The 21,947-nt window shown below is 72.4% G+C and carries 23 protein-coding genes and 1 pseudogene; 16 read left to right on the top strand and 8 right to left on the bottom strand.

The window, feature by feature from the left end:
* Positions 1 to 510 precede the first annotated feature (510 nt).
* The 4 genes from leuA (at position 511) to KRR39_RS12985 (ending at position 5,136) form a co-directional block, all read left to right on the top strand.
* Positions 511 to 2,265, top strand: coding sequence for a 2-isopropylmalate synthase (leuA, locus tag KRR39_RS13000; protein WP_216937460.1), 1,755 nt, complete (start codon positions 511 to 513; stop codon positions 2,263 to 2,265).
* Between the two features lie 47 nt (positions 2,266 to 2,312).
* Positions 2,313 to 3,497 carry an acyl-CoA dehydrogenase family protein gene (locus KRR39_RS12995; RefSeq protein ID WP_216937459.1) on the top strand — a complete coding sequence of 395 codons (1,185 nt, stop codon included), beginning with the start codon at positions 2,313 to 2,315 and terminating at the stop codon, positions 3,495 to 3,497.
* Between the two features lie 112 nt (positions 3,498 to 3,609).
* Entirely contained in the window at positions 3,610 to 4,584 is a 975-nt protein-coding gene (locus tag KRR39_RS12990) for a cupredoxin domain-containing protein (RefSeq protein ID WP_216937458.1), read from the top strand.
* A 57-nt stretch (positions 4,585 to 4,641) separates the two neighbouring features.
* A complete protein-coding gene (locus KRR39_RS12985; RefSeq protein WP_216937457.1) occupies positions 4,642 to 5,136 on the top strand; it encodes a methyltransferase domain-containing protein in 495 nt (164 codons plus the stop codon).
* Positions 5,137 to 5,147: 11 nt separating this feature from the next.
* Here KRR39_RS12985 and KRR39_RS12980 read toward each other — a convergent pair whose 3' ends face one another.
* Positions 5,148 to 5,675: a gluconokinase gene (locus tag KRR39_RS12980; protein ID WP_216937456.1), complete on the bottom strand. Its 528-nt coding sequence runs from the start codon at positions 5,673 to 5,675 to the stop codon at positions 5,148 to 5,150.
* Positions 5,676 to 5,734: 59 nt separating this feature from the next.
* On the opposite strand from KRR39_RS12980, the gene KRR39_RS12975 reads away from it, so the two are divergent.
* Complete coding sequence (locus KRR39_RS12975) at positions 5,735 to 6,601, top strand: alpha/beta fold hydrolase (protein WP_254185116.1); 867 nt, start codon at positions 5,735 to 5,737, stop codon at positions 6,599 to 6,601.
* 54 nt (positions 6,602 to 6,655) lie between these two features.
* Here KRR39_RS12975 and recO read toward each other — a convergent pair whose 3' ends face one another.
* The gene (gene recO / locus KRR39_RS12970) at positions 6,656 to 7,384 is read right to left on the bottom strand and encodes a DNA repair protein RecO (RefSeq protein WP_216937455.1); all 729 of its coding nucleotides are present in this window, start codon (positions 7,382 to 7,384) and stop codon (positions 6,656 to 6,658) included.
* Positions 7,385 to 7,484: 100 nt separating this feature from the next.
* Positions 7,485 to 7,940 carry a MarR family winged helix-turn-helix transcriptional regulator gene (locus KRR39_RS12965; protein WP_216937453.1) on the bottom strand — a complete coding sequence of 152 codons (456 nt, stop codon included), beginning with the start codon at positions 7,938 to 7,940 and terminating at the stop codon, positions 7,485 to 7,487.
* A gap of 112 nt (positions 7,941 to 8,052) precedes the next feature.
* On the opposite strand from KRR39_RS12965, the gene KRR39_RS12960 reads away from it, so the two are divergent.
* On the top strand, positions 8,053 to 8,844 hold the full coding sequence (locus tag KRR39_RS12960) for an isoprenyl transferase (protein WP_216937451.1): 792 nt from the start codon (positions 8,053 to 8,055) through the stop codon (positions 8,842 to 8,844).
* Between the two features lie 17 nt (positions 8,845 to 8,861).
* Here KRR39_RS12960 and KRR39_RS12955 read toward each other — a convergent pair whose 3' ends face one another.
* From KRR39_RS12955 to KRR39_RS12940, 4 genes are read right to left on the bottom strand one after another with little or no spacing between them, the layout of a single operon-like run.
* Positions 8,862 to 9,266 (bottom strand): Fur family transcriptional regulator, encoded by a 405-nt coding sequence (locus tag KRR39_RS12955; RefSeq protein WP_216937449.1) that lies wholly within the window; start codon positions 9,264 to 9,266, stop codon positions 8,862 to 8,864.
* Complete coding sequence (locus KRR39_RS12950) at positions 9,253 to 10,263, bottom strand: metal ABC transporter permease (RefSeq protein ID WP_216937447.1); 1,011 nt, start codon at positions 10,261 to 10,263, stop codon at positions 9,253 to 9,255. Before KRR39_RS12950 ends, KRR39_RS12955 begins: the two co-directional genes overlap by 14 nt.
* Positions 10,260 to 11,054: a metal ABC transporter ATP-binding protein gene (locus KRR39_RS12945; protein WP_216937445.1), complete on the bottom strand. Its 795-nt coding sequence runs from the start codon at positions 11,052 to 11,054 to the stop codon at positions 10,260 to 10,262. The genes KRR39_RS12950 and KRR39_RS12945 overlap by 4 nt, the downstream gene beginning before the upstream one ends.
* Positions 11,051 to 11,935: a metal ABC transporter substrate-binding protein gene (locus KRR39_RS12940; protein ID WP_216937443.1), complete on the bottom strand. Its 885-nt coding sequence runs from the start codon at positions 11,933 to 11,935 to the stop codon at positions 11,051 to 11,053. The genes KRR39_RS12945 and KRR39_RS12940 overlap by 4 nt, the downstream gene beginning before the upstream one ends.
* Before the next feature lie 70 nt (positions 11,936 to 12,005).
* On the opposite strand from KRR39_RS12940, the gene KRR39_RS12935 reads away from it, so the two are divergent.
* From KRR39_RS12935 to KRR39_RS12890, 10 genes and pseudogenes are all read left to right on the top strand, one after another.
* Positions 12,006 to 12,335 (top strand): antibiotic biosynthesis monooxygenase, encoded by a 330-nt coding sequence (locus KRR39_RS12935; protein WP_254185115.1) that lies wholly within the window; start codon positions 12,006 to 12,008, stop codon positions 12,333 to 12,335.
* 67 nt (positions 12,336 to 12,402) lie between these two features.
* Positions 12,403 to 13,801 (top strand): annotated as a pseudogene (locus tag KRR39_RS12930) (glycine--tRNA ligase).
* Positions 13,802 to 14,035: 234 nt separating this feature from the next.
* Positions 14,036 to 14,569, top strand: a complete 534-nt coding sequence (locus KRR39_RS12925; RefSeq protein ID WP_216937441.1) for a hypothetical protein — start codon at positions 14,036 to 14,038, stop codon at positions 14,567 to 14,569.
* A 58-nt stretch (positions 14,570 to 14,627) separates the two neighbouring features.
* Positions 14,628 to 15,761, top strand: coding sequence for a tRNA dihydrouridine synthase DusB (gene dusB / locus KRR39_RS12920; protein ID WP_216937439.1), 1,134 nt, complete (start codon positions 14,628 to 14,630; stop codon positions 15,759 to 15,761).
* A 59-nt stretch (positions 15,762 to 15,820) separates the two neighbouring features.
* Entirely contained in the window at positions 15,821 to 16,486 is a 666-nt protein-coding gene (locus KRR39_RS12915; RefSeq protein ID WP_216937436.1) for a haloacid dehalogenase type II, read from the top strand.
* 151 nt (positions 16,487 to 16,637) lie between these two features.
* A complete protein-coding gene (locus tag KRR39_RS12910; protein ID WP_216937435.1) occupies positions 16,638 to 17,642 on the top strand; it encodes a VldE C-terminal domain-containing protein in 1,005 nt (334 codons plus the stop codon).
* A gap of 73 nt (positions 17,643 to 17,715) precedes the next feature.
* Entirely contained in the window at positions 17,716 to 18,696 is a 981-nt protein-coding gene (locus KRR39_RS12905) for an ABC transporter ATP-binding protein (protein ID WP_254185114.1), read from the top strand.
* Positions 18,693 to 19,472, top strand: a complete 780-nt coding sequence (locus KRR39_RS12900; RefSeq protein WP_216937432.1) for an ABC transporter permease — start codon at positions 18,693 to 18,695, stop codon at positions 19,470 to 19,472. Before KRR39_RS12905 ends, KRR39_RS12900 begins: the two co-directional genes overlap by 4 nt.
* Before the next feature lie 19 nt (positions 19,473 to 19,491).
* Complete coding sequence (locus tag KRR39_RS12895) at positions 19,492 to 20,631, top strand: sensor histidine kinase (protein ID WP_216937430.1); 1,140 nt, start codon at positions 19,492 to 19,494, stop codon at positions 20,629 to 20,631.
* Positions 20,628 to 21,236 carry a response regulator transcription factor gene (locus KRR39_RS12890; RefSeq protein ID WP_216937428.1) on the top strand — a complete coding sequence of 203 codons (609 nt, stop codon included), beginning with the start codon at positions 20,628 to 20,630 and terminating at the stop codon, positions 21,234 to 21,236. Before KRR39_RS12895 ends, KRR39_RS12890 begins: the two co-directional genes overlap by 4 nt.
* 104 nt (positions 21,237 to 21,340) lie before the next feature.
* Here the strand turns inward: KRR39_RS12890 and KRR39_RS12885 are convergent, their stop codons facing one another.
* The gene (locus KRR39_RS12885; protein ID WP_216937426.1) at positions 21,341 to 21,883 is read right to left on the bottom strand and encodes an NADPH-dependent FMN reductase; all 543 of its coding nucleotides are present in this window, start codon (positions 21,881 to 21,883) and stop codon (positions 21,341 to 21,343) included.
* Between the last annotated feature and the right edge of the window lie 64 nt (positions 21,884 to 21,947).

The raw sequence follows: 21,947 nt of genomic DNA, 5'->3' as shown, positions 1-21,947 counted from the left end.
GACGGGCCCGCCGACAGGATCGATGGCCGAACGAGATCTGTGGACGACGCCCACGACAGGGATCCAGCCACCCTCAGCAGAGCAGGAAGCCGGCACAGGGCTGGCGCGAGTCCCGGGTCGTCATGACCGGAGACCCGGGTCGACATGACACACGGGCCGGGTCGAGATGACCGGAGACCCGGGTCGGTGTGACGTGAGGCCCGGGTCGGTGTGACGTGAGGCCCGGGTCGGTGTGACGTAGGGCCCGGGTCGGCCTTGCGTAAGGCCCGGGTCGGCCTTGTCCGAGGGCCGGGTCGAGCTCGGCCCCGGGTCCGGCGCGTCCACTTCTCGGGCGCGGGGTCCCGGCTCCCTGCGGGCGGGGCTATGGTGGTCGGGTCATGCAGCCCGTCACGAGGCCCAGCGGCCTCCTCCTTCGCTGCCGCAGCGAGGTTCACTGACCCGGACCTCCTCGCTGCGGGGTTCTGTGGTGCGCCGGGAACACGATCCCCACGACGAACAGCGAGAGATGCCATGACGCTCCACCGCGACACCCACGAGCAGAAGACCAGCCCGATGCCGTTCCACCGGTACCGCGCCTTCCCGCCGGTCGACCTGCCGGACCGCACCTGGCCGAGCGCGACCATCACCCAGGCTCCGCGCTGGCTGTCGACCGACCTCCGCGACGGGAACCAGGCGCTGATCGACCCGATGTCGCCGACCCGCAAGATGGCGATGTTCGACCTCCTGGTCCGGATGGGCTACAAGGAGATCGAGGTCGGTTTCCCGTCGGCCAGCGAGACCGACTTCAACTTCGTGCGCCAGCTGGTCGAGGGCGACCGGGTGCCCGAGGACGTGACGATCTCCGTGCTGACGCAGGCTCGTGAGGACCTCATCGAGCGCAGCGTCCAGTCGCTGGTCGGCGTACCCCGGGCGAACATCCACCTGTACAACGCCCTCGCGCCGCTGTTCCGGCGCGTGGTGTTCCACGCGGGCAAGGACGAGATCCGCTCGATCGCCGTGCGCGGCACCGAGATGGTGATGAAGTTCGCCGAGTCCTACCTCGACAAGACCGTCATCGGCTACGAGTACTCCCCGGAGATCTTCACCGGCACCGAGCTGCCCTTCTCGGTGGACGTGTGCGAGGCGGTCTCCGACGTGTGGCAGCCGGAGGACGGCCGGGAGATCATCCTGAACCTCCCGGCGACCGTCGAGATGGCCACGCCCAACGTCTACGCCGACCAGATCGAGTGGTTCTCCCGCCAGCTGACCCGGCGCGAGAACACCACGATCTCGCTGCACCCCCACAACGACCGGGGTACGGCGGTCGCGGCGACCGAGCTGGCGATGATGGCCGGCGCCGACCGCGTCGAGGGCTGCCTGTTCGGGCACGGCGAGCGCACCGGCAACGTGGACCTGGTGACGCTGGGCATGAACCTGTTCAGCCAGGGCGTCGACCCGCAGATCGACTTCTCCGACATCGACGAGATCCGGCGCACGGTGGAGTACTGCACGCAGCTGCCGGTCCACCCGCGGCACCCCTACGCCGGCGACCTGGTCTACACGGCGTTCAGCGGGTCCCACCAGGACGCGATCAAGAAGGGCCTGGAGGCGCTCGACGAGATCTCCGCCGAGGCGGGTCGTCCCGTCGCCGAGCTGCCGTGGGAGGCGCCGTACCTCCCGATCGACCCGCACGACGTGGGCCGCACCTACGAGGCCGTGATCCGGGTGAACAGCCAGTCCGGCAAGGGCGGCGTCGCCTACATCCTCAAGTCCGAGCACAAGCTGGACCTGCCCCGCCGGCTGCAGATCGAGTTCAGCCGCTCCGTGCAGCGGCACACCGACGACGAGGGCGGCGAGATGTCGCCGACCGACATCTGGTCGGCGTTCCGGGCGGAGTACCTCGACCGCGAGACCCCGCTCAAGCTCGACTCCGTGCACACCTCGAGCGCGGCGGGGGAGAAGGACGCCCTCGACGTGAACGTGTACGTCGACGGCGAGATGCGGTCGCTGAGCGGGTCCGGCAACGGCCCGATCGCGGCGTTCGTCAGCGCCATCGGCGACCTGGCGGACGACGAGGTGTCCAAGGGCAGCGTGCTGTTCGAGAACCGCAACGACATCCGGGTCCTCGACTACCACGAGCACGCGCTGTCCTCGGGCGGTGACGCGCTCGCCGCGGCGTACGTCGAGTGCGCGGTCGGCGACCAGATCCTGTGGGGCGTCGGCGTCGACCCGAACATCGTGACCGCGTCGCTGAAGGCCGTCATCTCGGCGGTCAACCGGGCCTGAGCCGCCCACGGCGAGGGAGCCTCCCGGGGTCGCCGTACGCTGGCCGCATGGCCATCGACCCCCATGACTTCCTCGCCGTGGACGGACTGCTGAGCACCGAGGAGCGCGACGTCCGCGACACGGTGCGCGCCTTCGCGGCCGCCGAGCTCGCCCCGCACGTCGCCGACTGGTACGACGCGGGCACGCTGCCCGACGACCTCGGGCCCAAGCTCGGCGCGCTCGGGCTGCTCGGCATGCACCTCGAGGGCTACGGCTGCGCGGGGATGTCCGCGACGGCGTACGGCATCGCCTGCCGCGAGCTGGAGGCCGTCGACTCGGGGCTGCGCAGCTTCGTGTCGGTGCAGGGCTCGCTGGCGATGTACGCGATCCACCGTTGGGGCACCGAGGCGCACCGCGAGGAGTGGCTCCCGCGGATGGCGACCGGAGAGGTGCTCGGCTGCTTCGGGCTGACCGAGCCGGACGCCGGCAGCGACCCGGCGTCGATGCGCACCCGGGCCAAGCGTGACGGCGACGACTGGGTGCTGAACGGCGGCAAGATGTGGATCACCAACGGCACGCTCGCCGGCGTCGCGGTGGTCTGGGCACAGACCGACGAGCCCTCGGCAGGGCCGGGACCGGCCATCCGCGGGTTCGTGGTCCCCACGGACACGCCGGGCTTCACCGCCACGAAGATCCAGCGCAAGCTCTCGCTGCGCGCGTCGGTCACCGCCGAGCTGTCCTTCGACGACCTGCGGCTCCCCGGTGACGCGGTGTTCCCCGACGTCCGCGGCCTGAAGGGCCCGCTGAGCTGCCTCAACGAGGCGCGGTACGGCATCCTCTGGGGCGCGGTCGGCGCCGCCCGCGCCTGCTACGAGGAGGCGCTTGCCTACTCGCTGGAGCGCTCGCAGTTCGGCAAGCCTCTGGCGTCCTTCCAGCTGTCGCAGAAGAAGCTGGCCGAGATGGTGATCGCGATCAACAACGCCTCGCTCGCCGCGATCCACATCGGCCGCCTCAAGGACGCCGGCACGCTCGACCCGGCGCAGGTGTCCTACGGCAAGCTCGGCAACGTGCGTGCGGCGCTCGACGTGTCGCGCAGCGCGCGGACGATGCTCGGCGGCGCCGGCATCACCCTGGACCACTCGATCATGCGGCACATGAACAACCTCGAGACGGTGATGACCTACGAGGGCACCGAGGAGATGCACATGCTGAGCATGGGCGCCGCCATCACCGGGATCCGCGCCTTCCGCTGACCCGTCCGTCCGGGTCACTAGACCGGCCCCGCAGGGCTATGGCCGCAGGCCGCCCGGCGGGGGTAGGTCTGGGGACCTGGGTCCCGCCCGGGACCGGTCTGGAGCAGCCGTCATGCGCCTCACGTCCGCACGTGTGCTCGTCGCCGTCCTCGCCCTCGTGGCCGCGGTGGTCGGTCCTCTCACCGCCCTCGGCCCGGCCCAGGCTGCTGCGGCGGCTCCCGTCGGCTGGACCGTGCAGGTCGGTTCGCAGGCCTCCGACGAAGCCTTCCAGGGCATGCGTTTCCTGCCCGGTGACGTGACGATCGACGCCGGTGACACCGTGCGGTGGGTGGCCCGCTCGACCGAGATCCACACGGTCACGTTCTTCCCGGGCGGAGGGCCGCAGGCGACGCTGCCGGACTTCAACCCCGCAGACATGACCCAGCTGACCCGCCAGGGCGGCTCGGTCTACGACCCCAAGACCGGGTTCAACTCCGGGCTGATGACCACGGTGCCCACCAAGGGCGACGCGGGTCCGCTGCCGCCGGTGCCGCACGTCCAGAGCTACAGCCTGACGTTCCCCGCGGCCGGCACGTTCACCTACTACTGCCTCGTGCACGGGAAGATGATGGTCGGCGTGGTGCACGTGCAGCCCGCCGGGACGGCGTACCCCTACACCCAGGCGGACTACAACGACCAGGCCCGCATCGCCCGCGCCGGGATGGCCGCGATGGGCAAGCACCTGCGCCACGACCTGGTGCGCCGCAGCACCGCCCACCGGGTCTTCATGGGCGACGACAACGGCGCCGTCGCGGTCATGCGGTTCGTGCGCCGCACCGCCGTGGTGCACCGCGGCGAGCGGGTGGTGTTCCGCAACCCGGGCGAGGGCGCCCCGCACACGGTCACCTTCGGGCGCGAGCCGCCGCCGCCCGGGCTGTTCTCGCCGTCCGGGACCCCGGGGCGCTACTCCGGTGGGCAGCTGAACTCCGGGATCATCGGGCCGCACGGCTCCTTCACGGTCCGGTTCACCAAGGTCGGCACCTTCCACTACGTGTGCGCCCTGCACGACAACATGGGCATGCGCGGCACGGTCGTCGTGAAGCGCTGACCGACGGGCTATCGACCCGGACGCCTCCTGGTCCTACCCTCCGACCAGGAGGTGGCGATGGCGGGCACCGGGGACGACCAGCAGCAGTGGCGCGGGGTCGACGAGGGCTGGGGCCGCCGCGCCGTGGACTTCGCGACGCTCTCCGAGCCGGCCAACGTCCGGGAGTACGTCGCGCTGCACCAGCGTCTCGGCGTCGGGGACGGCGACTCGGTGCTCGACGTCGCCTGCGGGGCCGGACTCGCCCTCGAGCTGGCCGCCGCCCGGGGAGCCACGTGCGCCGGCATCGACGCGTCCGAGCGTGCGCTGGCCGGCTGGGCGCGGCGGGTCGCGCGGGACCCGAACGCCACGACCGCCGAGGACGTGCAGGTGCTGCGGGACGCCGGGTTCGACGACGCGCGGATCCTCGCGGTGACCGCGTTCGTCGCGCTGCGGCTGGCGTTCTCCACGGTCAACGACGCCCTGGGGTGCCGACCGGACCGGGCCGTGGTCGACGGGCTGCCGGAGCCGGTCAGCGCCGCCGTGACGTGGGGCCGGCCCGTCGAGGACGCGTGAGCCGGCCGGCGTCACTCGGTGTAGTGCACCCGCACCGCGTTGACGGACTCCTCGACGACCTCGTCGATCGGGGGCGTCACGTCGATGACGGCACCGGACTCGTCGTCGTCGAGCGGCTCGAGGGTGTCGAACTGCGACTTCAGCAGGCCGGTGGGCATGAAGTGCTTGGTGCGCAGCTGCATCCGCTGCTCGAGCACCGAGAACGGCGCCTCAAGGTGCACGAAGAAGGTCGGCGCCGCGCCGCGCAGCACGTCGCGGTAGCTCCGCTTCAGCGCCGAGCAGGTGACGACGGTCGACGTACCCTGGGCGGCCTTGGCCGCGACCAGGTCCGCGATCGCCTGCAGCCAGGGCCAGCGGTCCTCGTCGGTGAGCGGGACGCCCTCGGACATCTTGGCGATGTTCGAGGCCGGGTGCAGGGCGTCGCCCTCGATGAACTCGCAGCCGAGCTCCTCGGCCAGCTCCTCGGCCACCGTGGTCTTCCCGGTCGCGGACACGCCCATGACCACGACGTGCTTGAGGATGCGACGCGAACCGGACATGGGCCCACCCAACCACGTCCGGCGGCTATCGTCGGCGGCACCTCGGCGGAAGGAATCGTGTGACCACTCTCGTGTCGGAGCGCATCGACCAGTTCTTCATCGACGGCGCCCGCCTGGAGTACACGGAGTACGGCCACGGCGACCGCTGGGTGGTGCTGGTCCACGGCCAGCTGATGCCGCGCCGGATGCACCAGCCGCTGGCCCGGACGATCGCGGGTGCCGGCTTCCACGTGGTGACCCTCGACCTGCTGGGGCACGGCCGCTCCGACCGGCCGCTGGACCCCAAGGAGTACTCCATGACGGCGTTCGGCGAGCAGGTCCTCGCGCTGCTGGACCACCTCGGCGCCGAGGAGGCGGTGATCGGGGGTACGTCGCTGGGCTCGAACGTCTCGCTCGAGGTCGCCGACGTCGCACCCGACCGGGTCCGCGGGCTGCTGCTGGAGATGCCGGTGCTCGACAACGCCCTCGAGGCCGGACTGATCGCCTTCGGGCCGCTGATGTTCCTGGCCCGGTTCGTCCCGGTCTCGGTGTCCCTGACCCGTCGGCTCTCCCGGCTGGTGCCGCGCGGTGTCCTCCCGTTCTGGGCGGGGGTCGCGCTGGACACCCTGGACCAGCAGCCCGCCCCGATGGCGGCCACCATCCACGGCATCTTCTTCGGCCGGATCGCGCCGTCGAGCCGGCGCCGCCGGCTGATCCAGGCTCCCGCGCTGGTCGTCGGCCACCCCCGCGACCCGATCCACCCGGCCGCGGACGCCGCGATGCTGGCCGACGAGATGCCGAACGCCCGGTTCGTCGAGGCCCGCTCCTACGCCGAGTGGCGGGTCAGCCCGGCCCGCCTCGACGCCGAGGCCGTCGCCTTCGTCAGCCGGTGCTGGGCCGTCGAGGACGCCGAGCCGGACCGGGACTCCCGCCGAGCCGGGGGTTAGCCCCGGTCGACCCGGGGGTCGGTTCACCTCGACCCGGGCCCGGTCACCGGCCAGTCAGCGGTCGACGTGGGCCAGCGACTTGAGCCCGCGCTCGAGGTGCCACTGCAGGTAGGCCGCGACCATCCCGGTCGCCTCCTTGCGGTGCCGCGCCTCGCTCGCCTCGACGGCCCCCCAGTCCCCGGCCAGCAACGCGCCGAGGAGCACGACGGTCTCCGGCGCCGGGTTCATCGCACCGGGCACCCGGCACGTCGAGCAGAGCATCCCGCCGGCCGCCGGGCTGAAGGAGCGGTGCGGCCCCATCAGGCCGCACCGGGCGCAGGCCTCGAAGGTCGGGGCGTACCCCGCGACCGACAGCGACCGCAGCAGGAACGAGTCGAGCACCTGGTGGGGCGGGCGGCCGGTGTCGCACATCGCACGCAGCGCCCCGACGAGCAGCAGGAACTGCTGGAGGGCCGGCTCCTTGTCCTCGATGACCAGCCGCTCGGCGGTCTCCAGCATCACCGTGCCGGCGGTGTACTGCTCGTAGCTCGACCCGAGGCGCCCCGCGAACGGGTCCAGCGTCACCGCCTGGGTGACGACGTCGAGCGACCGGCCCTCGGCGAGCTGCAGGTCGACGTGGGTGAACGGCTCGAGCCGGGACCCGAAGCGGGAGGTGGTCCGTCGTACGCCCTTGGCGACCGCACGGACGCGGCCCGAGCTGCGGGTCAGGAGCGTGATGATGCGGTCCGCCTCACCCAGCTTCTGGGTGCGCAGCACGATCGCCTCGTCACGGTAAAGACCCACGCGGCCATTGTCCCCCGGACCCGAAGCGGTGGCGCGCAGGCGGGGCCGTGCACGAGGCCCGGGTGGAGGTGGGCCAGGGCCCGGGTCGGGCTGGCTCCGGTCAGCGGGGAGGGGTGGACTCCTCGAGGAGGCGGTCCAGGGAGGCGTTGAACTCCTTGAGCAGCCGGCCGAAGTCGGTGAGGTCCGCCTCGGGCCAGTCCGACAGCGCCGACTGGAGGCGGCTGCGGCGCCGGGCCCGGGTCTCGTCGAGGACCTGGCGACCGGTGGCCGTCAGGTCGAGGATCGACGCTCTGCGGTCCGAGGGGTCGGTCTTGCGGTCGGCGAGCCCGATCTCCTCGAGCGCCTGCACCTGCCGGGTGATCGTGGAGGGGTCCAGGCCGAACGCCACGGCGAGCGCGCCGAGGCGCTGGGGGCCCTCGTCGGCCAGCTTGCACATGATCCCGTAGGCGGACCGCTCGAGGTTCACGTCGCCGGAGGTGGTGGACAGGTGGATCCGTTGCACGCGGCGCAGGAGCACCGTGATCTGCTGCTCGATCTGCTTGTTGGCCGTATCCATGTCGCCTGCCCTCCGGGCGCCGTCTCCGGTCGTGTTGGATGAGTCTAGGGGTCGCTCAGCTCTGTGCCTGCTACAACGAGCCCCGAGACGCACAGGTTCCGGAGGAGGCGAGATGGCGCGCAGAACGCCGCGACGCGAGGTACGTCGACCCACACCCCACCCCTCGGGTGCGCAACCGCCCCAGATCCCGGCGGCGCTCGTCCCGCGGCACGTCGCGATCGTCATGGACGGCAACGGCCGCTGGGCCAAGCAGCGCGGCCTGCCCCGCACGGCCGGCCACGAGCGGGGCGAGGCCTCGCTGTTCGACGTCGTCGAGGGCGCCATCGAGATCGGCGTGAAGGCGGTCTCGGCCTACGCCTTCTCCACCGAGAACTGGAGCCGCTCGCCGGACGAGGTGCGGTTCCTGATGGGCTTCAACCGCGACGTGATCCGCCGCCGGCGCGACGAGATGCACGAGCTCGGCGTCCGGGTCCGCTGGGCCGGCCGGGCTCCCCGGTTGTGGCGCTCGGTCGTCAAGGAGCTCCAGGTGGCCGAGGAGCTGACCCGCGACAACGACGTGCTGACGCTGACGATGTGCGTCAACTACGGCGGCCGCTCCGAGCTGGCCGACGCGGCCCGGTCGATCGCCCGGGAGGTCGCGGCGGGCCGGCTGAACCCCGAGAAGGTCGACGAGAAGACCTTCGCCAAGCACCTGTACGTCCCCGAGCTGGCGGACGCCGACCTGGTCTGGCGCACCTCGGGCGAGCAGCGGCTCTCGAACTTCATGCTCTGGCAGGCGGCGTACTCCGAGATGGTCTTCACCGACGTCCTGTGGCCGGACGTGGACCGGCTGGCGCTGTGGAACGCGATCGAGATCTACGCCGCCCGCGACCGCAGGTACGGCGGGGCCGAGCCGAACGCCTGAGCCGGCGGCGCGACGGCTCAGCAGTCGGGGCAGGTCCCGAAGATCTCCAGCGTGTGGCTGACGTCGACGAACCCGTGCTGGCCGGCGACCCCGTCCGCCCACCGCTCGACGGTCGGGCCCTCGACCTCGACGGTCCGGCCGCAGGCCCGGCAGACCAGGTGGTGGTGGTGGGTCGCCGAGCAGCGCCGGTAGACCGCCTCGCCGTCCTCGGTGCGCAGCATGTCCACCTCGCCGCCGTCGGCCAGGGCCTGCAGCGTCCGGTAGACGGTGGACAGCCCGACGTTCTCCCCGCTGCGGCGCAGCAGCTCGTGGATGTCCTGCGCGCTGCGGAAGTCCTCGAAGCTCTGCAGCGCGGAGGCGACCGCACGGCGCTGCCGGGTGGGACGCGCGCCCTGCGGCAGCGTGGGCTCAGTGCTCGTCATAGTGGCCTCCGTGGACGGCGTGCCGGTGCCCGTCGTGGACGTAGTCGACGTGGTCGCCGTGCGGGACGGCGGTGTGCCCGCACGCCTCGCCGTGCGCGTGCGAGTGGTCCTCGGGCACGGCGGTGTGCTCCGGGCCGAGCCCGCCGAAGGACGGCTCGTCCCCGGGCTCGACGAACGGCCGGGCGAGGCGCTGGCGTCGGCGCAGCCAGACCCCGACGGGGTACGCCGCCACGAACCCGGCCAGGGCGAGCAGGACGATCGTCGCGCCGGGAGCGGCGTCGACGTAGGCCGAGACGGTGACACCGCCGACCGAGGCCAGCATGCCGAGGCCCATCGCCGCGAACAGCGTGGTGCGGAACGTCCGGGTGAGCTGCTGGGAGGTCGCGACCGGCACCACCATCAGGGCGCTGACCAGGAGCAGGCCGACCGTGCGCATCGCGACCGTGACCGTCACCGCGGCCATCACCGAGACCAGCAGGTTGTAGACCCGGACGTTGAGCCCGGCGACCTTGGCGAACTCCTCGTCCTGGGAGACCGCGAACAGCTGGGGCGAGAGGCCGACCGCGATCGCGACCACGACGGCGGCGAGCACGAGCGTCACCCAGACGTCGGAGGCGGAGATCGTGGTGATCGACCCGAACAGGTAGCTGTTCAGGGTCGCCGCGCTCTGGCCGGCGATGCCGGTGATCAGCACGCCGCCCGCGATGCCACCGTAGAACAGCAGCGCGAGGGCCACGTCACCGCTGGTGCGGCCGCTCTCCCGGATCACCTCGATCACGACCGCGCCGATCACCGCGACCACCACCGCGGTGATCGTGGGGGAGGTGCCGGTGAGCAGGCCGAGCGCCACGCCGGTGACGGCGATGTGGCCGATGCCGTCGCCCATCAGCGCGAGACGACGCTGCACGAGGTAGGTGCCGACGGCGGGGGCCGCGAGCCCGGTGAACAGGGCGCCGAGCAGCGCGCGGACCATGAAGTCGTAGCTGAGCAGGTTCATCGGCGTCCTCCCTGCCGGTCCAGCGGTGAGGCCACGGTCGGCGCGTGGTCGCCGGGGGCGCGGTCCAGGTCGGCGTGGTGGTGGTCGTGGGTGGTGTCGGCGTCGGTGAACGCGGCGATCGGCGGCCCGTCGTACGCCACCCGGCCGTCGCGCATCACCAGCGCACGGTCGACGAGGTCGCCGAGCGGGCCGAGCTCGTGGGCGACCAGCACGATCGTCGCGCCGCGGACCACCAGCGTGCGCAGCGCGTCGGCGAAGGTCTGCTGGCTCTGCACGTCCACTCCGGCGGTGGGCTCGTCGAGGACGAGCAGGTCGGGCACGCCGGCCAGGGCGCGGGCGATGAGCACCCGCTGCTGCTGCCCGCCGGAGAGCGTGGAGACGCCGTCCCGGGCCTTGCCGGCCAGCCCGACGGCCCCGATCGCACCCTCGACGGCCTCGCGGTCGGCACGGCGCTGCGGGACGAACGGCCGGCGGCGCGACAGCCGGCCGGAGGCGACGACCTCGCGCACCGAGGCGGGCACCCCGGAGGCGGCGCTGGTCCGCTGCGGCACGAACCCGACCCGCTGCCAGTCCTCGAAGTCGGCGAGCGGGGTGCCGAACAGCCGGACCTCGCCGCGGCAGGTCGGCACCAACCCCATCATCGTGCGGACCAGCGTGGACTTGCCCGACCCGTTGGCACCGAGCACGGCCAGTACCTCGCCGGTGCCGACCGAGATGTCGATGCCGCGCAGGACGGGACGGCCGCCGAGCTCGACGGCGCCGTCGGTGACGGTCACGGCGGGAGTGCTCATGAGCAGGTGTTCGCCTTCTGGAGTGCGGCCAGGTTCGACCGCATGAGGGACAGGTAGTCCTGGTCCGCGGTCGCGTCGCTCAGGCCCTCGAGCGGGTCGAGCACCGCGGCGCGGATGCCGAGGTCGCTCGCCAGGCTGTCGGCGAACTTCGGGCTGCCGAGCCGCTCGGAGAAGACCGTGGTGATCTTGTCGGACCGGATCAGGTCCTGCAGCTCGCGGATGTGCGCGGGCGAGGGCTCGGCGTCGGGGGAGAGGCCGTTGATGCCGACCACCTGGAGGCCGTAGCGCCGACCGAGGTAGCCGAACGCGTCGTGGCTGACCACGATCGTCGAGGTCGCGCAGTGCGCCAGTCCGGTCCGGAAGTCCCGGTCCAGGGTGGCGAGGTCGGACTGCAGGCCGGCGAGGTTGCGGGAGTACGCCGCGCGGTGGGCCGGGTCGGCGGCGGCGAGCTGCTCCTCGACCGCTGCGGCCACCTGCGAGAGCTTGGTCGGGTCGAGCCAGAAGTGCGGGTCGTCGCCGGACAGGTGCGCGGCCTGCGCGGCGTCCACGACGTGGGCCGGGTGGCTCTGGTCGACGGCGTCGTCCACCGCGGCCTGGAACCCCCGCTCGTAGAGCAGCACGTCGGCGTCCGCGACCGCGGCGGTCTGCCGGAAGTCCAGCTCGAGGTCGTGCGGCTCCTTGCCGGGCTGGGTCAGGTTGACGACGTCGGCCCGGTCGCCCACCACCCGCTGCGCGACGTACTGCAGCGGGTAGAACGACGTCACGACCGTGGTCCCCGGGCCGGCGTCGGCACCCCCGGCCCCGCACCCGGCCAGCAGCGGCGCGGTCAGGGCCAGCACCCCGGCGAGCACCAGGGAGTGGGGGAGGGACGGCCGCTTCATGAGAATGATTCTCAATACTAATGACAACCATTGTCAAGCCGGTGCCGGGGCGGAGGCATAGGGTCGCGGCGTGCACGAGCTGGTGGTGGTGAACAGGTTCCGCGTCGACGAGGCCGAGGTCGCGTCGTTCCGGGTCGACGTGCACGCCGCGCTGGCCGCGCTGGCCGCGCGACCCGGGTACGTCGACGGGCGGATCGGTCGCAACGTGGACGAGCCGGAGCTGTGGCTGCTGACCACGACCTGGGTCAACGTGGGGAGCTACCGCCGGGCCCTGTCGGCGTTCGAGGTGAAGATGACCGCCGTACCCCTGCTGTCCCGGGCGGTCGACGAGCCGTCGGCCTACGCCTGCGACCAGCCGGGCGCGGAGCTGAACGAGCAGGTGCCCCGCGAACTGCGTTGACGGGTGCCGATAGTCTGGACGCTTCGCCGTCAGCCAGCCGGCGCACTCGACCAGAAAGCCTGATCCCGTGGCAAACAAGGCCCCCTCGACCGTTGACAGCGTCGTCTCCCTCGCCAAGCGCCGGGGGTTCGTCTACCCGTGCGGTGAGATCTACGGCGGCACGAAGTCGGCCTGGGACTACGGCCCTCTCGGCGTCGAGCTGAAGGAGAACATCAAGCGCCAGTGGTGGCGCTCGATGGTGCAGTCGCGCGAGGACGTCGTCGGCCTGGACTCCTCGGTGATCCTGCCCCGCCAGACCTGGGAGGCCTCGGGCCACGTCGCGACGTTCAGCGACCCGCTCACCGAGTGCCAGTCCTGCCACAAGCGGTTCCGCGCGGACCACCTGCAGGAGGCCTACGCCGAGAAGAAGGGCATCGAGGACCCGGACTCCGTCGACCTCGCCACGCTGGCCTGCCCGAACTGCGGCACCCGCGGCGCCTGGACCGAGCCCCGGCAGTTCTCCGGCCTTCTGAAGACCTACCTCGGGGTGACCGAGGACGAGTCCGGCCTGCACTACCTGCGCCCCGAGACCGCCCAGGGCATCTTCTTGAACTTCACCAACGTGGTGACGTCCTCGCGCAAGAAGCCACCGTTCGGCATCGCCCAGATCGGCAAGAGCTTCCGCAACGAGATCACGCCGGGCAACTTCATCTTCCGGACGCGGGAGTTCGAGCAGATGGAGATGGAGTTCTTCGTCGTGCCCGGCACCGACGAGGACTGGCACCAGTACTGGATCGACGAGCGCACCCGCTGGTACACCGACCTCGGCATCAACCCCGACAACCTGCGGCACTACGAGCACGCGCAGGAGAAGCTGTCGCACTACTCCAAGCGCACGGTCGACATCGAGTACCGCTTCAACTTCACCGGCTCCGAGTGGGGCGAGCTCGAGGGCATCGCGAACCGCACGGACTTCGACCTCAAGACGCACTCCGAGCACTCCGGCCAGGACCTGTCGTACTTCGACCAGGCCGCCAACGAGCGCTACATGCCCTACGTCATCGAGCCGGCAGCCGGCCTGTCCCGCTCGCTGATGACGTTCCTGGTCGACGCCTACACCGAGGACGAGGCGCCGAACACCAAGGGCGGGGTCGACAAGCGCACGGTGCTGCGGCTCGACCCGCGGCTGGCCCCGGTCAAGGTGGCGGTGCTGCCGCTCTCCCGCAACGCGGACCTCTCGCCCAAGGCCAAGGGCCTGGCCGCCGAGCTCCGGCAGAGCTGGAACGTCGAGTTCGACGACGCCGGCGCGATCGGCCGCCGCTACCGCCGCCAGGACGAGATCGGCACGCCGTACTGCGTGACGGTGGACTTCGACACCCTGGAGGACGACGCGGTCACGGTCCGCGAGCGGGACACCATGGAAGCAGGAGCGGGTCTCCCTCGCGCAGGTGCGCTCGTACTTCGCGGAGCGCCTGCTCGGCTGCTGAACCGCCGGGTCCTGCGCCGATCGGCGGTCGGCGGAGTGCAGAATGTGCGGGTGCCTTCCGTCTCCCGTGCCGCCCTGTCCCTCGCTGCCCTGACCACCGCAGGCGCCCTGGCGCTGTCCGGGTGCAGCTCGGACTCGGCGGGCGACGAGACCGGCTCGGGCTTCTCGGGCTCCTCGGGGGGCCGCGGCGTCCGGCTCGGGGTCGACCCCCGCCTCGCCGTCCCCGTCGTCCACGGTGGCCGTCCCCGACGGGGCCGAGCTGACCGCCCAGGGCAGCAAGCTGTCCTACGGCGACCCGGCTACGGTGATCTACGAGTCGGCCCAGGGGCCGGGCACCGTGCTGCAGCTGACCGTGAAGAGCGTCCGCAAGGGCAGCCTCGCCGACTTCAAGGGCTTCATCCTCGACGACGCCTACAAGCAGAAGGCGTCCTACTACTACGCGAACGTCTCGGTGAAGAACGTCGGCGAGGGGGACGTGGGCGGCATCGGGGTGCCGCTCTGGGGCGTCAACGCGGCGAACACCCTGCTGCCCCCTGTGAACTTCACCACCAGCTTCAAGCCCTGCCCGTCCAAGCCGCTGCCCAAGAAGTTCGCGACCGGTGCCTCGCTGAGCACCTGCCTGGTCTTCCTCTCGCCGGACCGCGGCACGCTGGAGGCGGTGAGCTACCGGCCGAGCCAGGAGTTCAACCCGGTCACCTGGACCGGGGACCTCACCACCCCGAAGCCCGCGCCGACGGCGAAGAGCAAGAGGAAGAACAAGAAGGGCTAGGAGCGGGGGCGGTGGCGGCATTTGGGGGCGAAGGGGCCCGCCGTTCACAATGGGGCGCATGACCTTTCCCGTGCCCCGTGAGCTGCGTCTCGGCCCGCTGCGCGTCGACACGCCCGTCGTGCTCGCGCCGATGGCCGGGATCACCAACGCGGCGTACCGGCGGCTCTGCGCCGAGCAGGGCGCGGGCCTCTACGTCTGCGAGATGATCACCTCGCGCGGCATCGTCGAGCGCGACGAGACCACGCTGCGGATGCTGACCTTCGACGAGACCGAGACGGTCCGGTCGGTGCAGCTCTACGGCACCGACCCGGTGTACGTCGGCAAGGCCGCCGAGATCCTCGCCGCGGAGCACGGCGTCGCGCACATCGACCTGAACTTCGGCTGCCCGGTGCCCAAGGTGACCCGCAAGGGCGGCGGCGGCGCGCTGCCCTGGAAGCGCCGACTGCTCGGCGACATCCTCGAGGCCGCGGTCCGGGCGGCCGCGCCGTACGACGTCCCGGTGACCATGAAGACCCGCAAGGGCATCGACGCCGAGCACCTCACGTTCCTCGACGCCGGCCGGATCGCCCAGGAGGCCGGCTGCGCGGCCATCGCGCTGCACGGGCGCACCGTCGACCAGGCCTACTCCGGGCAGGCCGACTGGTCCGCGATCGGCGAGCTCGTCGCGCACGTCGACATCCCGGTGCTCGGCAACGGCGACATCTGGGAGGCGTCCGACGCGATCGCGATGGTGCAGCAGACCGGGGCCGCCGGCGTCGTCGTCGGCCGGGGCTGCCTGGGCCGTCCGTGGCTGTTCCGCGACCTCGCCGCGGCGTTCGCGGGGGAGCAGGTCGCCACCCTTCCCGCCCTCGGCGAGGTGGCGTCGATGATGCGCCGGCACGCCGAGCTGCTCTGCCGCCACATGGGCGAGGTGCAGGGCTGCAAGGAGTTCCGCAAGCACGTCGCGTGGTACCTCAAGGGGTTCGCCGCAGGCGGCGAGCTGCGCAACAACCTGGCGCTGGTCTCGTCCCTGGCGGCCCTGGACGACCTGCTGTCGCGGCTCGACCCGGACGAGCCGTTCCCGCTCGCCGCGCTCGGCACGCCGCGCGGCCGGCAGGGCAGCCCCCGGCGGGTGGTGCTGCCGCAGGGCTGGCTCGACGACACCGACGGCACCGGGTGCGCGGTCGCGGAGGACATGCACTCGGGCGGCTGACGGCTGCCGGCGGCGGCCGGGACTGGCATGAGTTTGCCCGGCAGGGGCAGTGTGGGGACATGCGTCCCTCGGTGATCGCCTTCGATGTCAACGAGACCCTCTCCGACCTCTCGCCGCTCGGTGCGAGGTTCGTCGAGGTGGGGGCCTCGGCCAGCGCCGCCCCGCTGTGGTTCGCCAGCGTGCTGCGCGACGGGTTCGCGCTGACCGCCGCCGGGGAGAACCCGACGTTCGCCGGGGTGGCCCGCGAGCTGCTGCTCACCTCGCTGTCCGAGGCCCAGCTCAACCGGCCCCTCGAGGACGCCGCACAGCACGTGATGGAGGGGTTCGCGGCCCTCGAGCTGCACCCCGACGTCGCGAACGGCGTCGACCGGCTGCACGAGGACGGCTTCCGGCTGGTCACGCTCAGCAACGGCGCCGCCTCGGTGGCCGACCGTCTGCTGACCTCGGCGAACATCCGGGACCGGTTCGAGCGGCTGCTCTCGGTCGAGGACGCCGGCTCGTGGAAGCCCTCCGCCCGCCCCTACGAGTACGCCGCGCAGGTCTGCGAGGTGAAGCCCGAGGAGGTGCTGCTCGTCGCGGTGCACCCCTGGGACGTGGACGGGGCCTCCCGCGCCGGGCTGCAGAGCGCCTGGGTGAACCGGTCCGGCGGACCGTTCCCCGCGACGTTCCGCGAGGCGACGTACACGGTGAGCGGGATCGAGGAGCTCGCCGAGCTCTGGGAGTGACGCTCCGCGCACGACACGCGTGACAACCCGGGCAAGTTACGACAAACCCGCCCGAACTGTCTGGTCCGGATGTGACGATGGTTGAAGCCTTGTGCTTCACTCGTCGTTTCGTGTCCGTTTGCCCCCCGATCAACTGTTTGGTGATTCCTCCGTGACCTCGGCACGCCACCGGCAGGTCGTGCAGCACTCGACCCGCCGCCGCTTCGTCCGACTGGCTCTTCCCGCAGCCGCGGCGACCCTGCTCACCGGCACGGTCGTCGGCCTGGCCGTCGGCGCGGGCGCCGGGGCGGACACCTCGCAGGCCGGTGCCTCCGTCGGCGCCGCGGCCGATCCGATGACCGTGGACCTCGACGCCGCCACCGGTGCGGCCAGGACCGGCACGGGTCCCGCCGTCGGCGGCTCGACGGGCACCTCGACGGGCACCTCGACCGGCCCCACGACCGGCCCCATGAACGGCACCGCCAGCGGGGACCGCTCGCCGTACCTCGCCGGCCGGGTCAGCTCCTTCTCGCGCTCGGCCAAGCGGGTCACGCTGCACAAGAAGCCCGAGGTCAGGGATCGCGAGTACATGACCAGCGACCTGAACCTCTGGGACGCTCCCCGCGAGAAGGGCAAGCCGCTCGACGTCCTCGACGCGGGCGACACGGTCGGCGTCACCGGCCTGGTCAAGCGCGGGTTCGCCCAGATCCTGCTCGACGGCCAGGTCCGCTGGGTCAACGACGACTACCTCTCGGAGAAGAAGCCCGTCGCCCCGGAGCCCGCCGCGACGGGCACCTCCGGTGCGGGCGCCGGCTCGGTCTCCTTCGCGCCCTGCGCGGACGGCACCGCCACCGAGTCCGGGCTGACCTCCTCGGCCGTGCGGATGTTCCGGGCGGTCTGCAACGCCTTCCCGGCGCTGTCCAGCTTCGGCGGCTACGACGCGCACGGCGAGCACAGCTCCGGCCGGGCGGTCGACTTCATGACCAGCGACCCGGCCCTCGGCCAGGCGGTCGCGGACTGGGCCCGGGCGCACGCCTCCGAGCTCGACCTGTACGACGTGCTGTGGTCGCAGCACATCTGGACGCCGGTCCGCTCCGCCGAGGGCTGGCGCTCGATGCCGGACCGCGGCTCGTCGACGGCGAACCACTACGACCACGTGCACATCTCGGTCAACTGACCTGACATTTGTCACCTTCAGGTCGTGACGGAGCGGCCGGGTACGACGGACGGGGTGGCGCCAGGCTGGGCGCATGACCTCCACACCTCTCGAGCAGGCGGCTCCCCGTCGCGCAGCGGGCTCGCCGGTGCCCGCGATCAGCCTCACCGGCCTCACCAAGAGCTTCGGACCGGTCCGGGCCGTGCGCGGCATCGACCTCGAGGTCGAGCAGGGCGAGATCGTCGCCTTCCTGGGCCCCAACGGCGCCGGCAAGACCACCGCGATCGACATGGTGCTCGGCCTCTCGCAGCCCACCGGCGGCACCGTCGACGTGCTCGGCTACCGGCCCCGCCAGGCGATCGCCCGCGGGCTGGTGTCCGCGGTGATGCAGACCGGCGGGCTGCTCAAGGACCTCACGGTCCGGGAGACGGTGCGCTACACCGCGAGCCTGTTCGCGGACACCCGGCCGGTCGACGAGGTGCTCGCGCACGCCGGGATCACCGGGCTCGCCGACCGCCGCGTCGGCAAGTGCTCGGGCGGTGAGCAGCAGCGGCTGCGCTTCGCGATGGCGCTGCTGCCCGACCCGGCGCTGCTGCTCCTCGACGAGCCGACGACCGGGATGGACGTCGAGGGGCGCCGTACGTTCTGGTCGGCGATCCGCGCGGACGCCGAGAAGGGCCGCACGGTGCTCTTCGCCACCCACTACCTGGAGGAGGCCGACCAGTACGCCGACCGGATCGTGCTGATGCGCAAGGGCCGGATCGTCGCCGACGGCACCGGCTCGGAGATCAAGGCGCTGGCCGCCGGGCGCACGGTCCGCGCGACGCTGGACCGTCCCGACCACCACGCCCTCGCCGGCCTTCCCGGTGTCGAGTCGCTGGAGGTGCGCGGCGACACGGTCCTGCTGCACGCCTCGGACACCGACGCGATCGCGCGCTACCTGCTGACCCAGACCGACGCCCGGGACCTGGAGATCACCGCCCGCGGCATCGAGGAGGCGTTCCTGTCGCTGACCGGCGACGACGCCGGCGACCCCGACGACACGCACGACGCCCTCGAAGGAGGCGACCGATGAGCAGCACGATCGACCCGACCACCCGGCGGGTGCCGCCGCTGGGCGGCTTCAACCTCACCGTCCTCGGCATCGAGGTCCGGCGGATGCTCCGCAACCGGCGCACGATCATCTTCACGCTGATCTTCCCGGCCGCGCTGTTCTTCGCGATCGGCTCGGGCACCGGGTGGCAGGAGAAGGTCGGCCACGGGAACGTCGCGGCCTACGTCATGGTCTCGATGGCGTTGTACGGCGCCGCGCTGACCGCCGCCTCCGCGGGCGCGATGGTGGCCACCGAGCGCGCTCTCGGGTGGTCTCGGCAGCTGCGCCTCACCCCGCTCAACCCGGCCGTCTACATCGGCATGAAGGCGCTGATCGCGCTGATCCTGGGGGCGGTGGCGATCTCGGTCGTCAACGTCGTCGCGATCCTCCAGGGCCGGGCCGCGATGCCGACCCACCTCTGGATCGCCAGCGCGGTGCTGACGCTGGTCTGCACGATGGTGTTCGCGGCGCTCGGCGTCTTCGTCGGCTACCTCGTCCCGGGCGAGAACGCCATGCAGATCCTCGGCCCCGGCCTGGCGCTGCTGTCGTTCCTCGGCAACGTGTTCATCCCGATCGACCAGGGCAGCACGCTGTGGAACGTCGCGGCCTGGACCCCGATGTTCGGGGTGGCCGAGGTCAGCCGGGCCCCGCTCACCGGCGAGCTGCCGTGGTACGCCGTGCTGAACGCCGTGGTCTGGCTGGCGCTGTTCGTGGCCGGCGCCGCGTGGCGGATGAGCAAGGACACGGCCCGGGTCTGAGCGCACTACCGTGACCCTCGTGAGCTCGCTGACCCCGACGGGTGCCTGGACCAGCCGTGACGGCCGGCCCGGGCGCCTCGGCGTGCTGTTCGCCGCGGTCTGGCTGGTCTTCCTGGCCGACGCGTTCCGGGCGGCGTGGGACCTGGCCTGGCAGGGCACGGACCCGCTGCGCGGCTGGGTGGGGCTGCTGGCGACCCTGTCCTTCGCCTCGGTCTACGTGGCGTCGTTCACCTGGGTGCGGCGGCGCCGGCAGCGGATGCAGCTGGGCGTCGAGCCGGCCGCGGCCGTGGCGGTCCTCGGCACGCTGCTCGCGCTCACGGTGGTCATGTGCGTCTGCGTGGGCGAGGCCGGCGCCTCCGGCCTGGTGTACGTCGCGGTGCTCGGCGTGCTCTGCCTGCCGGCCCGGTGGGCGGCCGTGCTCACCGGGGTGCTGGCGCTGGTGACCGAGGTGCTGGGCCACACGCTGGCGGGCTGGTCCAGCCCGGCCGGCCTGACCTTCGCCATCTGCACGGCGGCGTTCGCGATGTGGGGCGTCAGCCAGCTGATGGCGCGCAACGTGGAGCTGATCCGCGCCGAGGAGGCGAACGCCCGGCTCGCGGTGGCCGACGAGCGCAACCGGTTCGCCCGCGACCTGCACGACATCCTGGGCCACTCGCTCACCGTCATCACCGTGAAGGCCGAGCTGGCCAACCGGCTCCTCGACGTCGACCCCGAACGGGCCCGCGCCGAGCTGCTCGACCTCGAGCGGCTCAGCCGGGACGCCCTGGCCGACGTCCGCCGGGCGGTGGAGGGCTACCGCGACCTGACGCTGCCGGGCGAGCTGGCGCGGGCGCGGGAGGCGCTGCGCGCGGCGGAGATCGACGCCGACCTGCCGAACAGCACCGACGAGGTGCCCTCCGAGCTGCGGGAGCTGTTCGCGTGGACGGTGCGCGAGGGCGTCACGAACGTCATCCGGCACAGCGGCGCGACCCGCTGCACGGTCCGGCTGGGCGCCTCGGCCGTGGAGGTCAGCGACGACGGTGCGGGCCCCCGCGACGACGGGGTGCGGGCCGGCACCGGGCTCGAGGGCCTGCGCGAGCGGGCCACCGCGGCCGGCGCGGTGCTGGTCACCCGCACCCTCGACCCGCGCGGGTTCGCGCTGTCGGTGAGCGCCCGATGACGATCCGGCTGCTGCTGGCCGACGACCAGGCCCTCGTGCGCGGCGCCCTGGCGGCGCTGCTCGACCTCGAGCCGGACCTCGAGGTGGTGGCCGAGGTGGGCAGCGGCGACGCCGTGCTGCCGGCCGCCCGCGAGCACCGGCCCGACGTGGCGCTGCTCGACGTGGAGATGCCCGGCCTGGACGGCATCGAGGCGACCCGGGCGCTGCGGGCCGCCCTGCCCGAGGTCCGGGTGCTGATCGTGACCACGTTCGGCCGTCCGGGCTTCCTGCGCCGGGCGCTCCAGGCCGGGGCGGGCGGGTTCGTCGTCAAGGACACCCCCGCGCGGCAGCTCGCGGACGCCGTACGCCGGGTGCACGCGGGGCTGCGGGTGGTCGACCCCGGGCTGGCCGCGGACAGCCTGGTCAGTGGCGACTCGCCGCTCACCGTGCGCGAGACCGACGTGCTGCGGGCGGCCCGGGACGGCGCGGCCGTCGCGACCATCGCCCGGACGCTGGTGCTCTCCGAGGGGACCGTGCGCAACCACCTGTCCTCGGCCATCGGCAAGACCGGCACCGCCAACCGGGCGGAGGCCGCCCGGGTCGCGGAGCTGAACGGCTGGCTCTGACCCGGCGACTCTGGCGGACAGACGCCCGCCCACCCGGCGTCTTTGGCGTCGGACTGCCGCCAGAGGCGCCGGGTCGGCGGGCTTTCAGCGCCAGAGGCGCCGGGTCAGGCGAGGGCGTCCTCTCGCTGCCGGTGCGCGAGCAGCGCGCTGCCGACCGCCGTCGCGGCGTGCGTCGCGACCCAGCGGTCCACCGGACCGGCGCCCAGTTCGCTCTCGGTGACCACGACGCCGGCTGTCGGCACCCCGGCGCCGAGCTCCACCAGCAGCGGCCGCAGGTGTACGTCGCCGGCAAGCGCGTGGTGCGGCTGGGCCATCACCGTGAGCGGGACGGCGACCGTCCCGCGCAGGGCGCCGTAGGGCAGGAAGTCGAGGAACGCCTTGAGCAGCCCGGAGTAGCTGCCCTTGTAGACGGGTGTCGCCACCACGAGCAGGTCGCTGCCGCTGACCGCCGCGAGGGCGGCGTCCACGGCGGCCCGCTCGTCGCGGTCCGCGGCGAACAGCACGGGCGCGAGCAGCGCCAGGTCGATCACCTGCGGCTCGGGGGAGCCGTCCGGTGCCAGGCCGGTCAGCGCGTCGGCGACGCTAAGGGCCACGTCGAGGGTGCGTGAGGCGGGGCGCGGGTTGCCGCACAGGACGGTGGTGCGCAAGGGGGGTCTCAGCGGAGGACGGCATTCGATAACTCTAGTAAGTTGATCGAGAAGTGCAACAAGT

The organism is Nocardioides panacis, assembly GCF_019039255.1.
GTDB classification, from domain to species: domain Bacteria; phylum Actinomycetota; class Actinomycetes; order Propionibacteriales; family Nocardioidaceae; genus Nocardioides_B; species Nocardioides_B panacis.
The sequence above is the reverse complement of the archived record's forward strand: the minus strand, read 5'-3'. Positions and strand labels throughout refer to the sequence as shown.